This is a genomic window from Streptomyces sp. NPDC045701 (genome assembly GCF_056432045.1).
On the sequence record NZ_JBWKJV010000012.1, the window covers coordinates 41,867 to 55,331 of the forward strand.

General features: G+C 73.6%; 10 protein-coding genes and 1 pseudogene. 4 read left to right on the forward strand and 7 right to left on the reverse strand.

What is annotated here, in order from left to right:
- Positions 1–132 precede the first annotated feature (132 nt).
- From fxsA to AC07DW_RS15850, 4 genes and pseudogenes are all read right to left on the reverse strand, one after another.
- Complete coding sequence (gene fxsA / locus AC07DW_RS15835; protein WP_478858233.1) at positions 133–723, reverse strand: FxsA family membrane protein; 591 nt, start codon at positions 721–723, stop codon at positions 133–135.
- Between the two features lie 445 nt (positions 724–1,168).
- Positions 1,169–1,930: pseudogene (locus AC07DW_RS15840) on the reverse strand (polyprenol monophosphomannose synthase); the annotation flags it as partial.
- 630 nt (positions 1,931–2,560) lie between these two features.
- Complete coding sequence (locus AC07DW_RS15845) at positions 2,561–4,186, reverse strand: amidohydrolase (RefSeq protein WP_478858234.1); 1,626 nt, start codon at positions 4,184–4,186, stop codon at positions 2,561–2,563.
- Between the two features lie 22 nt (positions 4,187–4,208).
- Positions 4,209–4,649, reverse strand: coding sequence for an Lrp/AsnC family transcriptional regulator (locus AC07DW_RS15850; RefSeq protein WP_031078151.1), 441 nt, complete (start codon positions 4,647–4,649; stop codon positions 4,209–4,211).
- A 204-nt stretch (positions 4,650–4,853) separates the two neighbouring features.
- Between AC07DW_RS15850 and AC07DW_RS15855 the strand changes: the two genes are divergently transcribed.
- Positions 4,854–5,255, forward strand: coding sequence for a hypothetical protein (locus tag AC07DW_RS15855; RefSeq protein WP_478858235.1), 402 nt, complete (start codon positions 4,854–4,856; stop codon positions 5,253–5,255).
- 553 nt (positions 5,256–5,808) lie between these two features.
- Here AC07DW_RS15855 and AC07DW_RS15860 read toward each other — a convergent pair.
- Entirely contained in the window at positions 5,809–6,981 is a 1,173-nt protein-coding gene (locus AC07DW_RS15860) for an acyl-CoA dehydrogenase family protein (RefSeq protein ID WP_478858236.1), read from the reverse strand.
- A gap of 324 nt (positions 6,982–7,305) precedes the next feature.
- Between AC07DW_RS15860 and AC07DW_RS15865 the strand changes: the two genes are divergently transcribed.
- Positions 7,306–8,583: a glycoside hydrolase family 18 protein gene (locus AC07DW_RS15865; RefSeq protein ID WP_478858330.1), complete on the forward strand. Its 1,278-nt coding sequence runs from the start codon at positions 7,306–7,308 to the stop codon at positions 8,581–8,583.
- A gap of 36 nt (positions 8,584–8,619) precedes the next feature.
- Here the strand turns inward: AC07DW_RS15865 and AC07DW_RS15870 are convergent, their stop codons facing one another.
- A complete protein-coding gene (locus AC07DW_RS15870) occupies positions 8,620–8,766 on the reverse strand; it encodes an SCO1431 family membrane protein (protein WP_478858237.1) in 147 nt (48 codons plus the stop codon).
- 114 nt (positions 8,767–8,880) lie between these two features.
- Complete coding sequence (locus AC07DW_RS15875) at positions 8,881–10,305, reverse strand: peptidase C39 family protein (RefSeq protein ID WP_478858238.1); 1,425 nt, start codon at positions 10,303–10,305, stop codon at positions 8,881–8,883.
- Positions 10,306–10,464: 159 nt separating this feature from the next.
- Between AC07DW_RS15875 and AC07DW_RS15880 the strand changes: the two genes are divergently transcribed.
- Entirely contained in the window at positions 10,465–11,106 is a 642-nt protein-coding gene (locus AC07DW_RS15880) for a uridine kinase family protein (protein WP_478858239.1), read from the forward strand.
- Between the two features lie 372 nt (positions 11,107–11,478).
- The gene (locus AC07DW_RS15885) at positions 11,479–13,461 is read left to right on the forward strand and encodes an AAA family ATPase (RefSeq protein ID WP_478858240.1); all 1,983 of its coding nucleotides are present in this window, start codon (positions 11,479–11,481) and stop codon (positions 13,459–13,461) included.
- Positions 13,462–13,465: the final 4 nt, after the last annotated feature.

Consider the following 13,465-nt stretch of genomic DNA (forward strand, 5'->3'; position numbering starts at 1 on the left):
AAAAAAAGGAAGAGAGCAAAAGAAGGGGGAGGAAGGCGGGGGGGGGGGGGGGGAGGTGGGGTCCCCCCCCCCCCCCCCCCCCCCCCCCCCCGGCTCTGTGCTGCCCGCCCGCCGTCCGGCGGGCGGGCGCTCTCAGCGGTTCAGCGGCGGCCGCGGACCCTCGTCGCCGGACGGCCGGGGCGCGTCGTCGCGGATGACCTCACCCTGCACCACCTTGCCGTCGGGCCGGTGAATGCGGGCCTGCTGGAAGGCGTCCCCCAGGGATCCGTGGCCGGACACGACCGCCCGCATCCGGCGCTCCAGCGTCCGCTCCGCGTACCGTCCGGCCACCGCGCGCACGGCGGGCACCAGGAGCAGGAGGCCCGCCACGTCCGAGATCAGCCCCGGGATCATCAGCAGGAGTCCCCCGAGCATCAAAAAGCCGTTCCCGGTGCTCTCCCGGTCCGCTTCGCCGCCGGGAGCGGGCGTGGCGCCCGGTTGCCGCTGTCGCAGCGTCTCGGTGAGGGTGCCGAAGGCGCGCCGCCCGGCGCGCTTGATGACCGCGGCGCCGAGCACACCGGCGCCCACGAGCAGGGCCGGCACCGCGAGCCCACCGGCCGTGCCCGCCACCAGGGTCAGCAGCCAGATCTCCAGCACGAGCCAGGCGACGACGCCGACCGGAACGAGAGTGCGGGCACGGGAGCGCGGTTTACGGGCGGGCGGGGGCGGTGAGCCGGTTGTCATGCCCCCAGTGTGCCTGGGGGCGTGCCAGGACGGCGTAAAGGCCCTGGAGCGCCGCCTGCCGGCCGCCCGCCGCCACAGGCCGCCCGGGGCGGGGCGGTACGACCGGTCCTCGGCACCGGACGACTTGGGGGCGGCGCCGCCCGGAGGAGAGCCGGCCCGGCTCCGGAGACGGGACCGCCCGCGCTCAGGCCCGGGGCGCGCCGGGCTCGTCGGACGGGCCGGCCGACCCGGCGGGGCCGAGGGTGTCGGACGGGGCCGAGGGGTGGCCGGACCCGGCGTCGTCGCCGGACGCACGGGAAGCATCAGGGTCGTCGGAGGCACCGGAGGCCGGAGCGGTGGAAGCCACGCCGTCGGCGGAACCGGAAGGTTCCGTACCCGGCCCGCCGGACGCGTCCGCCGGCTCCGCACCTCGCTCGCCGGACGCGGGCGGCGTCGCCGAGGGGGAGGGCTTGCGGCCGAGGAGGCGGTCGGCGCGGGAGCCGAGGCCCCAGGCCGTGACCCGCCACAGCGCCTCCACCACGATGTCCCGGCTCATCTTGGAGTCGCCGAGCTCCCGCTCGACGAAGGTGATCGGCACCTCGACGACGTGGTACCCGGCCGCGACCGCGCGCCGGGCGAGGTCGACCTGGAAGCAGTAGCCCTGGGACGCGACCTCGTCGAGGCCGAGGCCCTCCAGGGTCTCCTTGCGGAAGGCGCGGAAGCCGCCGGTGACGTCCCGGATGGGGACGTCCAGGAGGAGGCGCGAGTACGTGCTGCCGCCGCGGGAGAGGAACTCACGCGACTTGGGCCAGTTCACCACCCGGCCGCCGGGCACCCAGCGGGAGCCCAGGACGAGGTCGGCGCCCTTGAGGGCGGTCAGCAGGCGGGGCAGCTCCTCGGGCTGGTGGGAGCCGTCGGCGTCCATCTCGACGAGGACGCCGTAACCGTGCTCAATGCCCCAGCGGAAGCCCGCCAGGTACGCGGCCCCCAGCCCTTCCTTGCCCTTGCGGTGCAGGACGTGCACGTGGTCGTCCCCGGCGGCCAGTTCGTCGGCCAGCTTGCCGGTGCCGTCCGGGCTGTTGTCGTCGGCGACCAGGACGTCGACGTCCGGCACGGCGGCGCGCACCCGCGACACGATCGGCTTGATGTTCTCGGCCTCGTTGTAGGTCGGGATGATCACCAAGGCTCTGCCGAGCGGGCCGTAGCGCCTCTGGCCACCGTCGTTCACTGCTGCCCCTTACGTCCGTACACGGATCACCACCATAGCGAGCCCGGGCCAGGGCCCGTCGCGGCGGCGGTACGGAAAGCGGCGGTAGCGGCCGGAACGGCCGGAACGGCCAGGGAGAAACGCACGGAACGACCACCGAGCGGTCAGCGGGACGGCCGCCCGAACGGCCGGTCGCACGGCCGACGGAGAAAAAGGGGCGCGAGTGGGGGCCCGACGTCCTTCGGGCCGACCTGGGGCCCGCTGGCTGCGGGTCGACCGAGAGCCGTTGTCTACTGAACATCCGGGCCCCACCCGGGTCGCACCTCCCCCGGGCTCCTGGGGAGCAGGGGGGACCTCCGGCCGACGGAAACCTTCCCTCGCCCCCGAGGACGCGGGCGCTGAACCTGGCTCCCAGTGGCGGTGCGCCGGTGCGGCACACCGCCCCATGACCCAGCGGCGTTCGACGACTGCGTGAAGGCCGGCCGATCGGACGTCCTGTGGTGGACCCGCCGAACCTACCCGCCGCCGACCGCTCGCTGTCAACAGTCGTTCGACCTGCGGCGATCGACAGAAACAGCAGGTCAGAGGGGAAGATCCGCAGGTCGCGGGCGAGACCCGGGAAGCCGTGCGCGCACCCGGAATGCCCTTACGTCACTCGTTCGGTCGTACGAAGACCGTGCGGCCGGAGACGACGGTCCGCAGGCAGACCGGAAGGTCGACACCAGGGGTGAGGTCGGGCAGGCCGGGCGTCCCGGAGCGCGGGTCGGTGGACCAGCGGGCGACACGGTCGTCGGGCGCCTGGACGACCAGTTCCTCGGCGCGCCAGACCGCGTAGTCGGCCGGAGCGCCCGGTACGAGGATCCCGGCGTCGTCCCGGCCGGTGGCCCGCCAGCCGCCCCGGGTGTGGGCCGTGAAGCCCGCACGGACGGAGATGCGGTGCTCGGGCGTGCGATGGAACGCCGCGGCCCGCACGGTGCCCCACGGGTCCAGCGGGGTGACCGGGCTGTCGGAGCCGAAGGCCAGGGGCACGCCGGCGCGCAGCATCGCGGCGTACGGGTTGAGGGTGCGCGCCCGGTCGGGGCCCAGGCGCTCGGCGTACATACCGTCCTCGCCGCCCCAGGCCGCGTCGAAGGCGGGCTGCACGGACGCGGTGAGGCCGAGCTCGGCGAACGCGGCGACGGTCTCGGGGGTGAGCATCTCGGCGTGCTCGACGCGGTGGCGGGCGGCACGCACGCGCGCCAGGCCGACCGTCTCGGCGGCGGCCCGTACGCCGTCGACGACCGCGCTGACGGCGGCGTCCCCGATGGCGTGGAAGCCGGCCTGGAGACCGGCCTCGGTGCAGGCCGTGACGTGGGCGGCGATGGCGGCGGCGTCGAGGTGGGCGGTGCCGGTGTGCGCGGCGTCGGCGTACGGCTCGTGCAGGCAGGCGGTGTGGGAGCCGAGGGAGCCGTCGACGAACAGGTCACCGGCGGCGCCGATCGCGCCGAGTTCGCGGACGCGCCGGGCGTCCTTCTCGTCGGACACGGCCTCGGCCCAGTAGCCGACGACCCGGGGGCCGGGCTCCCCGGCGGCGAGCGCCAGCAAAGCGGTGAAGTCGTCCTCGTCGGAGATCTCGGGGCCGGCGCACTCGTGGACGGTTCCGATGCCCAGGGCGGCCGCGCGGCGCAGCGCGGCCCGCTGGGCCTCGGCGCGCTGGCCGGGCGTGACGGCGGCGTGGGCGGCGGCCCGTACCGCGTGGTGCGCGGCGGCGGTGAGGGGCTGGTCCGGGTGGTATCCGGACAGTTCGGTGACGCCGGGGACGAGGTCCAGGAGGGCGGTGGTGACGACCGCGGAGTGGACGTCGACGCGGGGCAGGTAGAGCGGCCGTCCCCCGGTGGCCTCGTCGAGTTCCGTACGGGACGGGGGGCGCCGTTCGGGCCAGCGGGCGGCGTCCCAGCCGTGGCCGAGGAGCACCTTGTCGGCGGGCCGGGCGGCGCTGTGTGCCCGTACGCGCTCCAGGGCGTCGGCGAGCGTGCGGGCGCCCGACAGGTCGAGACCGGTGAGAGCGAGGCCGGTGGCCGTGGTGTGGACGTGCGCGTCGGTGAAGGCGGGGGTCACGAGGGCGCCTTCGAGGTCGATCACCTCGTCCACGCCGGAGGCGAAGGCGTCGGCCGCGCCCTCGGATCCCACCCAGGCGACATGGCCGCGTTCGACGACCATCGCGGTCGCGAAGGGGTCGGCGGGGCTGTGGACGTCTCCACCGCGCAGCAGCACGGTGCGGTGTTCGCTCTCGGTCATGGTGACCAGCCTAGATACGGGCTCACACGCGCGGTGGCCGGGCCTCGTACGGAGTGGACAGGACGACCGTCGTACGGGTGGACACACCGGACTGCGAGCGGATCCGGGTGAGCAGGTGCTCCAGTTCCAGGGGGGTCGCCACCCGCACCTTGAGGATGTAGTTCTCGTCGCCGGCGACGCTGTGGCAAGCCTCGATCTCGGAGATGTCGGCGAGCCGCTCCGCGATGTCGTCGGGTGCGCTGGGGTCGAACGGTTTCACCGAGATGAACGCGGTCAGCGGCAGCCCGACCGCCTCCGGGTCGACGACGGCGGCGTAGCCGCGGATGACTCCGCGCTGCTCGAGGCGTCGGACGCGCTGATGCACCGCCGAGGTGGACAGGCCGGTGGCCTTGCCCAGGTCGGTGTAGCTCATGCGCCCGTCCTTGACGAGCAACTCGACGATCTGACGATCCAGCTCCTCCATGCGGTCAACCTATTGCCCCGGATGCCTCGCGGCACAGCCGGAGGTGCCGCGGAAGGGCACCTGCGGGCGGCATGTGACGAAGACCACAGGTGTATGGCAGTGCCCTTCCGTGACCGGATGGTTATTCGCGCGTGTGGATGGGAATTGCTTGCTGTGGTCGAGGCCGCAAGAGCCCGGTCGGCCCACCCGAGGGGGAGATTCTCCATGCAGGAGCCTGTTGATTCGGTCGTATCCCACGAGGACGACGAACTCGACGCGTATGACACTTTCGAGATGGTTCGGGTGATCTGCCCGGACTGTTCGCAGCCCATCGCGCTGCTGGCGGACGAGGACGTCCTCCCGGAGCACGCCCTGTGCCCCACGCCGTGGAACCCGTTCGTGCTGACGGTGTGCGCGGGCACGGGACGGGCGGCCACGGACGCGCGCCCCGCCGACGAGTCGCTGGAGCTCCAGGAGCAGGACACCGCCCTGCTGCTGACCCTCCCGCAGGGACTCGACTGGCGCACGCAGCCCTTCTCGCACGTGGGCGGGCCCGGCTCGCGCCCCATCAAGGTGCCGCGCCCGGCGGCGCAGCGCCAGATTTCGCGGTTCCGGCGCGCGGCCTGAGCGGGCCGAGCGGCCCCGCGGCCGGAGGCCGCTGCGCTTCCGCCCCTCACCCGTGACGATGCCGCACCACCGCCCGGCGCGCGGCGTGGTGCGGCACCGCGCTGTCCGGGGACAGGCGCACCGGACGGGGCCCGCCAACTCCGTTGGACCGCGGCCGGATCGCCGGTACGCCGGTGACCGTCGCCCCCGGACGCGCCCTCCCGGGGCGTACCGGGCGCACGGAGCGGCGGCCTCCCGGCGGCCGGCGCACCGGACCCGCCGACAGGCGGCGAACTGGCGGCCGAATGCCGCGACCGGTGACCGCACGGGGCGGTCCGGCGTTGGCCCGGCATGACCTCGCCGTCCTCGACGTACCCGACGTACCCGACGCGCGGCTACGGCGTGAGCCGCATGGTCCCGCGCTCGGCAGAATCGGTTCCGCGGTCCGTGGACCCACCCATCTACCGGGCGCTGGTCCGCCTCTGGGCCGACAGCGGCAGGGCCGTACCGGGCCGCCGTGACCAGGAGTGGAACAGGCTCACGGCGGCACCGGCGTGGACGCTCCCGGGGGAGGTCAGCGGCTCTCGGGACCCACGACGTGACGGGCGATGACCATGCGCTGGATCTGGTTGGTGCCCTCGACGATCTGGAGCACCTTCGCCTCGCGCATGTAGCGCTCGACGGGGAAGTCGGCGGTGTAGCCGTAGCCGCCCAGCACCTGGACGGCGTCGGTGGTGACCTTCATCGCCGCGTCCGTACAGAAGAGCTTGGCCATGGCGGCCTCCCGCGAGAAGGGCAGGCCGGCGTCGCGCAGCCGGGCGGCGGCCAGGTACAGCGACCGCCCCGCCTCGATCCGGGTGGCCATGTCGGCCAGCATGAAGCGCAGGCCCTGGAAGTCGGCGACCGGGCGGCCGAACTGCTGTCGCCCGGTGGCGTAGGTGACCGCCTCGTCCAGGGCGGCCTGGGCGACGCCGATGGCGCAGGCGGCGATCCCGAGGCGGCCGGAGTCCAGGGCCGAGAGGGCGATGGCGAAGCCTTGGCCCTCCTCCCCGATGCGGCGGGCGTCGGGGACGCGTACGCCGTCGAAGTGCAGCTGGGCCGTGGGCGAGCCCTTCATGCCCATCTTCTTCTCCGGTGTGGCGGCCGAGAGCCCCTCGGCGTCGCCGGGGACCAGGAAGGCGGTGATGCCGCGCGGGCCCTCGACGCCCGTGCGGGCCAGCACCGTGTAGAAGTCGGCGACGCCGCCGTGGGTGATCCACGCCTTGGTGCCGGTGATGATCCAGTCGTCGCCCTCGCGGACCGCCTTCGTGCGCAGCGAGGCCGCGTCGGAGCCGGACGAGGGCTCCGACAGGCAGTACGCCCCGAGGAGCCCGCCGCTCAGCATGGCCGGCAGGTGCTCGGCCCGCTGCTCCTTGGTGCCGTAGCCGGCCAGGGCGTGGCAGGCGAGGGAGTGGACGCTGACACCGAGGCCCACGGTGAGGCGGGCGGCGGCGAGCTCTTCGAGCACCTGGAGGTAGACCTCGTACGGCTGGTCACCGCCGCCGAAGCCCGAGTCGTACGGCAGGCCGAGCAGCCCGGAGCCGGAGAGCAGCGAGAAGACCTCGCGGGGGAAGCGTCCGGTATCCTCCTCCTCCGCCGCGCGCGGTGCGATCTCCCGCTGGACGATGTCACGCACCAGGGCGATCAGATCCCTGGCTTCCTCGGTGGGCAGCTGTCGTTCCACCGGCTGCGGGGCGCGGTCGGGCATGGGGGCGCTCTCCTCCCTGTCGGGCGCTGCGGCGGGCGCGCGCGAAGGGTTGGGCGGCGCCGCCGGGTCTCACTGCTTCGCCGATGCTGCCTTCCCGGATCGCGGAACCGGCTGACCAGCGGCTGTGGCGGGTTGAGTATGCCTGATCGAGGGACTTCCGTCACTGGGCAGCCGGTGATCGTTCGGTCGCTCTTCAGCGCCCCATCACCTTGGTACGCACCATTGACCGCAATGGTCTAGTCCTTCTACGGTGCGGTGCACCACTATGCCGCGTTCATGACATCGAGACACCGCCCGTTCTCCCTCCCGTACGAGGAGACCCGCATGCTCGGACAGACCCCCCGCCGCACCCGTTTCCGGACACTGGTCGCCGCCGCGTGCAGCGCCGTCCTGGGAGCCGGCCTGCTCGCCACCGCCACCGCCCCCTCCGCCGCCGGCACCACCGCCGACTCCGCCGGACACGCCACAGGGCACCGGGCCCCGGCCGCCCACACCCGCGCCGCGCCCAAAGTCGTCGGGTACTTCACCAACTGGGGCGTCTACGGGCGCGACTACCACGTGAAGAACATCCGCACCTCCGGCTCGGCCGCGAGACTGACCCACATCAACTACGCCTTCGGCAACGTGCAGGACGGCAAGTGCACCATCGGTGACGCCTTCGCCGACCACGAGCGGGCCTATACCGCCGACCAGTCCGTCGACGGCCGCGCCGACACCGCCGACCAGCCGCTGCGCGGCAACTTCAACCAGCTGCGGAAGCTCAAGAAGCTCCACCCGGACATCAAGGTCCTGTGGTCCTTCGGGGGCTGGAGCTGGTCCGGCGGCTTCACCGAGGCGGCGAAGGACCCGGCCGCCTTCGCCGAATCCTGCTACCGGCTGGTCGAGGACCCCCGGTGGGCCGATGTCTTCGACGGCATCGACATCGACTGGGAGTACCCGAACGCCTGCGGCCTGACCTGCGACACCAGCGGCCGCGACGCCTTCACCGGCCTGATGTCGGCGGTCCGCGCCAGGTTCGGCGGCCGGGACCTGGTCACCGCCGCGATCACCGCCGACGCCACACCGGGCGGGAAGATCGACGCCGCCGACTACGCGGGCGCGGCCCGGTACGTCGACTGGTACAACCCGATGACGTACGACTTCTTCGGCGCCTGGGCCGCCCAGGGCCCCACCGCGCCCCACTCGCCGCTCACCGGCTACCGCGGGATCCCGCAGCCCGCGTACCACACCGACGCGACGATCCAGAAGCTCAAGGCGCTCGGTGTCCCCGCCCGCAAGCTGCTGCTCGGCATCGGCTTCTACGGGCGCGGCTGGACCGGCGTCACACAGAAGGCGCCCGGCGGCACCGCCACCGGACCGGCCCCCGGCACGTACGAGCAGGGCATCGAGGACTACAAGGTGCTCAAGGAACGGTGCCCGGCCGACGGCAGGGTCGGCGGCACCGCGTACGCGCACTGCGGCGACCAGTGGTGGAGCTACGACACCCCCGCCACGATCGCCGGGAAGATGGCCTACAAGAGCCGGCAGGGGCTCGGCGGCACGTTCTTCTGGGAGCTCAGCGGGGACACCGCGAACGGGGAGCTGATCCGGGCGATCCGGTAGCCGCCCGCCGGCGGGCCACCCGCCGGCGGACCCGTGTCAGACCAGGCCGACCTGCGTGACCAGCATGGCGAAGACGACGACGAGCACCCAGCCCAGGGCGTGCTCCAGGAGCTGGGGGCCGTCGTCCTTCGGCCCTCCGGTACGTGCGCGGGGAGCGGCGACGGCGGCGGCGTTCGTGGTCATGGGTACTCGCTCTTTCGGCCGATGGGGGATGTCCCCACAGTGCCAGCGCGGACGGCCTCCCGGGTAGAGACGTTCATCACGGCCCGGCGGCCGTCCGCTGCGGCCGACCGGTGCTCAGCGGACGCCCACCGCCGCCAGGGCGCGGCGTTGCGCGGCCGTGGGGTGGGCCGGCCAGTACAGGTAGCAGACGCCGCCTGTGCCCGAGACCACTTTCCCGGTGGAGTTGTAGCGCTTCGTCCGCAGCCAGATGTTCTCCCACTCACGGCGCCGGTAGACCCGGCGTACGGCCTCGTTGCTCGGGGACGCCGGGTCGTTGGCGATCACATCGCCCTCGGGCGTGAACCCGATCACGGTCATCAGGTGGCCCGCGGTGCCGTAGCCCGCCCCCGTGAGCTCCTCCGCCCGGAACGACTGGGACGTGATGGCCGGGATTCCCGCGCCGATCAGCGTCTCCAGCTCGGTCAGCGACCGCAGCCGGGTCACGACCGCGCTCATGTCGTCGTACGTGGCGGCATAGGCGGCGTTGAAGGGCCAGTTCCCGCAGCCGTCGTACTGGTGGTCGAAGGTGAACCGGGCCGCGTGGCAGACCTGGGGGTCGGCGTAGTCGGGGTTCACCCAGGCCAGGTCCTGGGCGGTCGGCCTGCGGCCCCAGTACTCGACGATCATCTGCGAGGAGGTGGGGCTGCACCACGCCTCTCCGCCGTTGTCGTACTCCGGGTACTGGCCGATGTGGATGTTCTGCGAGTAGCGCGGGACCACCAGCTCGCGGGCGAGGCCCGGCTCCGAGGCGGGCACGGTGAAGCGGTCGGGGATGTCCGAGGCCATCGCCCCGGCCCGCCACACGGTCGGCGTGAGCCGCGTGCCGGGCCTGCGGTGGAGCGTGAGCCGCAGCCGGTACGACACCAGGCGCAGTCCGCTCGCGGCGTCGTCGATCGCGAAGGTGTCGGTCCAGACGGTGCTCCGGCCGTCCTTCTGGCCGTCGACCGAGGTGCGCAGGATGTCCCCGTCGCCGGACGCCCAGCGGCCCATGACGTACCAGGGGGTCTCGGAGCCGTCCGCGTAGCGGCCCTTCAGCTCGACCGCGATCCAGGTGCCGGACGGGGTGTCGGCGTTCCACGAGGGGACCACCTCGGTGGCCGGCACGGTGGAGCGGTGCTCGGGCGAGGTCCAGGTCGCGTACTCCCAGGTGGCCCGGGTGCCGGTGTGCGGGTCGGTGTAGTCGGTGAGGCCGGCGGGAGTGCCGATCACCAGCCCGGGACGGCGGGCGAGTGCGGGGCGCGTGCCGGCGTGGGCGCCGGAGCGCCAGTCGGTGTACGACGTCCAGAAGCGGTTGTCCACGAGGTCGCCGGCGTGGCCGGACGACACCCGGGCGTCGCGGCCGGTGCCGGTGGTCAGGGCGGTGGCGGGTGCCGACGAGGCCGCGGCGGTGCCGACGGCGGCGAGCGCGGCCGCCAGCACGGTTCTGCGGGCGGAGGACGGTCCGGACGGCGCTTCGGAGGGCGGTCCGGACGGTGGCCCGGACGGCGGGGAACTGGTCATGGCGAGACCCCCGGTCGGTCGGATGCACGACAGGTGTGCACGACGTGGTACGACAGGTTGCGCCCACTATCCCGGTTCGGGCGGTTCCCCGGCCAGCGATGCGGCACGCGTCGCCCCACCAATATTGGTCTTCACCTGTGGCTTTGTAGGGTGGTCGGCATGGACGACCTCGACCGGCCCGCCGCCGCGCTGCGCGCGCTGCCGCCCTCCTGCGGCCCCGTCCGGCTGATCGCGGTCGACGGCCACGCCGGTTCCGGCAAGTCCACGTTCGCGGGCCGGCTGGCGGTGGCGCTCGGCGGCGCCCCGGTGCTCCACCTCGACGACATCGCCACGCACGACGAACTCTTCGCCTGGACGGACCGTCTCCGGGTCCAGGTACTCGAACCGCTGGCCCGTGGCGAGGACGCGCGCTTTCACCCGTACGACTGGAACGCGCGCCGCTTCGGTCCCCCGAGGCCGCTGCCCGCGGCGCCGGTCGTGCTCGTGGAGGGGGTGGGCGCCGGCCGCCGTGCCCTGCGGCCCCTCCTCGCCTCGCTGCTGTGGATGGAGCGGGGCGCCGAGGAGTCGTGGGAACGGGGCCGCCACCGGGACGGACCTGCGCAGTACGCCTTCTGGGCCGGGTGGACGGCGGCCGAGACGCGCCACTTCGCGGCGGACCCCTCCCGGCCCTTCGCGGATGCCCTGGTACGGGAGTGCCCAGAGGGGTACGAGTGGCTGCCCGGGCCTGTTGCGACACCAGGCCCGGACCAGATCGTCACCCAGGGTGACCGAGGTGCGCACCCCTCCGGACCGCCCTACTGAGCAGTCGGAAATCAGCCTCCAGAGTGCCCCAACTTCGCTTGACCGACGGGGCGTACAGGTCTTACGTTTCCCATGTGCGGCTTTCCGGAGCCGTCGCAGACGCGAAGCCCCCGGTTGTTCCCCCGTGATCGGGGGCTTCGTTCTGCCCTCATCACCCCCCTTTCAGCGCCGCTCGAGCACCCGACGCTCACCGTCGGTCACCATCCGGTGAAGGCTCGCGTCGCCCTTTCGCGCCCTTAAGCGAACACCCTCCGTACAGGTACGATGCCCCTCGGTGCGGTCAATTCCCGTTCTTGAGAGGGCGATTGGGAACGCCTCCGCCGGGCGGCCGCCCGGTGGAGAGGTACGGGGACACGGTTTGTGGGGGACCCGATGGACATCGGCACACAGCGGACGCACGCCCCGGCCGATCTCGCCTGGCTGCGTGGCGTGGACGCCTACACCATGGGGGCGTACCCGCAGGCGGAGGAGGAGTTCCGGGCGGCGGTGCGGCTGGATCCCGGCATGGCCGACGGCTGGCTGGGGCTGCACGCGTTACGCGTGGACACGACCACCGCCCTGCTGCGGATGTACCGCCACCGGGACCGCTTCGGCGAGCAGCGCACCCGCTACCGCCGCACGCTGAACTCCTGGTACTGGCTCGGCTGGTGGGTCCAGCCGGTGCTGGAGTCACCGCGCGACCTGCTGCTGGCGCACGCCTCGCACTGGCTGGACGGCCGCCACGTACCGGAGCTCGACCGGGCGCTGGCCGGTCTGCCGCCCGTCGACGCCGACCCGCAGGTGCGCTTCCTGCACGCCTGCCGGGCCTACCTGGTCAAGGACTGGGACCAGCTCGTACGCCACACCGAGCCGCTCGTGAACGATCCGCTGCTCGGCATCGAGGCCGGGCTGTTCGGCGGCATGGCGCGGGTCCGCCTCGAGATGTACGGGCAGGCCGAACCCCTGCTGTCGGCCGCCCTGATGCGCTGCCGGAGCGAGCAGCCGCAGCGCAAGGAGCTGCGCTACTGGCTGGCCCGCGCCCACGAGGGCACCGGCCGCAGCGCCGCCGCCCTCCCCCTGTACCGGGCGGTGCACCGGATCGACCCGGCCTTCATGGACACCGCCGCCCGGCTCGCCGCCATCACCGAGTACGACGGGTTCGACGGCCCCGACGACCCGGCGGCCGATCTGGCGGCGGTGTCGCTCGCCGGGGTGGGGCAGGACGCGGCGGACCTCCCCGACGCCTCGGACGTCCCGCCCGGCGACGTACCGCGCCGCGGCGGCGACCCCCAGCAGCCGCAGCCGGCGGACCGGTCCGCCGGACAGCCCCCGGGCCGGTCCGCCGGGCAACCGCCGGGCCGGTCCCCCGCCCAGCCGCCAACCCCCGCCCACGGCGTACGGGACCAGCCGCCGGTCCCCGGACGGCCGCGGACCGCGGCGTTCCCCGCCGGGCCGACCGACGCGGGCGTGCTGGCCGAGGCACTCGCCGAGCTGGAGCGCATGGTGGGTTTGGAGCCGGTCAAGCGGCAGGTCAAGGCGTTGTCGGCGCAGCTGGAGATGGCGCGGCTGCGGGCCGGGCAGGGCCTTCCGGTGCAGCCGCCGAAACGTCACTTTGTCTTCTCCGGGCCCTCCGGGACCGGGAAGACCACGGTCGCCAGGATCCTCGGCCGGGTCTTCCACGCCCTCGGCCTGCTCGGCGGCGACCACCTGGTGGAGGCCCAGCGCTCCGACCTGGTGGGCGAGTTCCTCGGCCAGACCGCCGTCAAGGCCAACGAGCTGATCGACTCGGCGCTCGGCGGGGTGCTGTTCGTCGACGAGGCGTACTCCCTGTCGAACTCCGGGTACAGCAAGGGCGACGCGTACGGCGACGAGGCGCTCCAGGTGCTGCTCAAGCGCGCCGAGGACAACCGCGACCACCTGGTGGTGATCCTCGCCGGCTACCGGGAGGGCATGGACCGGCTGCTCGCCACCAACCCCGGCCTGTCGTCCCGCTTCACCACCCGGGTGGATTTCCCCTCGTACCGGCCGCCGGAGCTCACCGCCATCGGCGAGGTGCTCGCCGCGGCGAACGACGACGTCTGGGACCAGGACGCCCTCGACGAGTTGCGCTCCATCAGCGGCCACGTCGTCGAGCAGGGCTGGATCGACGAGCTGGGCAACGGCCGGTTCCTGCGCACCCTGTACGAGAAGTCGTGCGCCTACCGGGACCTGCGGCTGTCCGGCTACGCCGTCACGCCCACCCGCGAGGACCTCGCGACACTGCGCCTGCCGGACCTGATGCAGGCGTACGGCGAGGTCCTCTCGGGCCGCGGCCCCACGCGCCGGGGCCCCGAGGAGCCGGGCGGGCCGGGGTCCCCGGGCCCGGCCGGCTACTGACGGG

Excerpts from the sequence above, each read along its gene's own strand:
- AC07DW_RS15850 (WP_031078151.1), bottom strand. The coding sequence starts at position 4,649 with ATGGAGGAGCTGGATCGTCAGATCGTCGAGTTGCTCGTCAAGGACGGG.
- AC07DW_RS15880 (WP_478858239.1), top strand. The coding sequence starts at position 10,465 with ATGGACGACCTCGACCGGCCCGCCGCCGCGCTGCGCGCGCTGCCGCCC.
- AC07DW_RS15865 (WP_478858330.1), top strand. The coding sequence starts at position 7,306 with ATGCTCGGACAGACCCCCCGCCGCACCCGTTTCCGGACACTGGTCGCC.
- AC07DW_RS15860 (WP_478858236.1), bottom strand. The coding sequence starts at position 6,981 with ATGCCCGACCGCGCCCCGCAGCCGGTGGAACGACAGCTGCCCACCGAG.
- AC07DW_RS15845 (WP_478858234.1), bottom strand. The coding sequence starts at position 4,186 with ATGACCGAGAGCGAACACCGCACCGTGCTGCTGCGCGGTGGAGACGTC.
- fxsA (WP_478858233.1), bottom strand. The coding sequence starts at position 723 with ATGACAACCGGCTCACCGCCCCCGCCCGCCCGTAAACCGCGCTCCCGT.
- AC07DW_RS15885 (WP_478858240.1), top strand. The coding sequence starts at position 11,479 with ATGGACATCGGCACACAGCGGACGCACGCCCCGGCCGATCTCGCCTGG.
- AC07DW_RS15875 (WP_478858238.1), bottom strand. The coding sequence starts at position 10,305 with ATGACCAGTTCCCCGCCGTCCGGGCCACCGTCCGGACCGCCCTCCGAA.
- AC07DW_RS15855 (WP_478858235.1), top strand. The coding sequence starts at position 4,854 with ATGCAGGAGCCTGTTGATTCGGTCGTATCCCACGAGGACGACGAACTC.
- AC07DW_RS15870 (WP_478858237.1), bottom strand. The coding sequence starts at position 8,766 with ATGACCACGAACGCCGCCGCCGTCGCCGCTCCCCGCGCACGTACCGGA.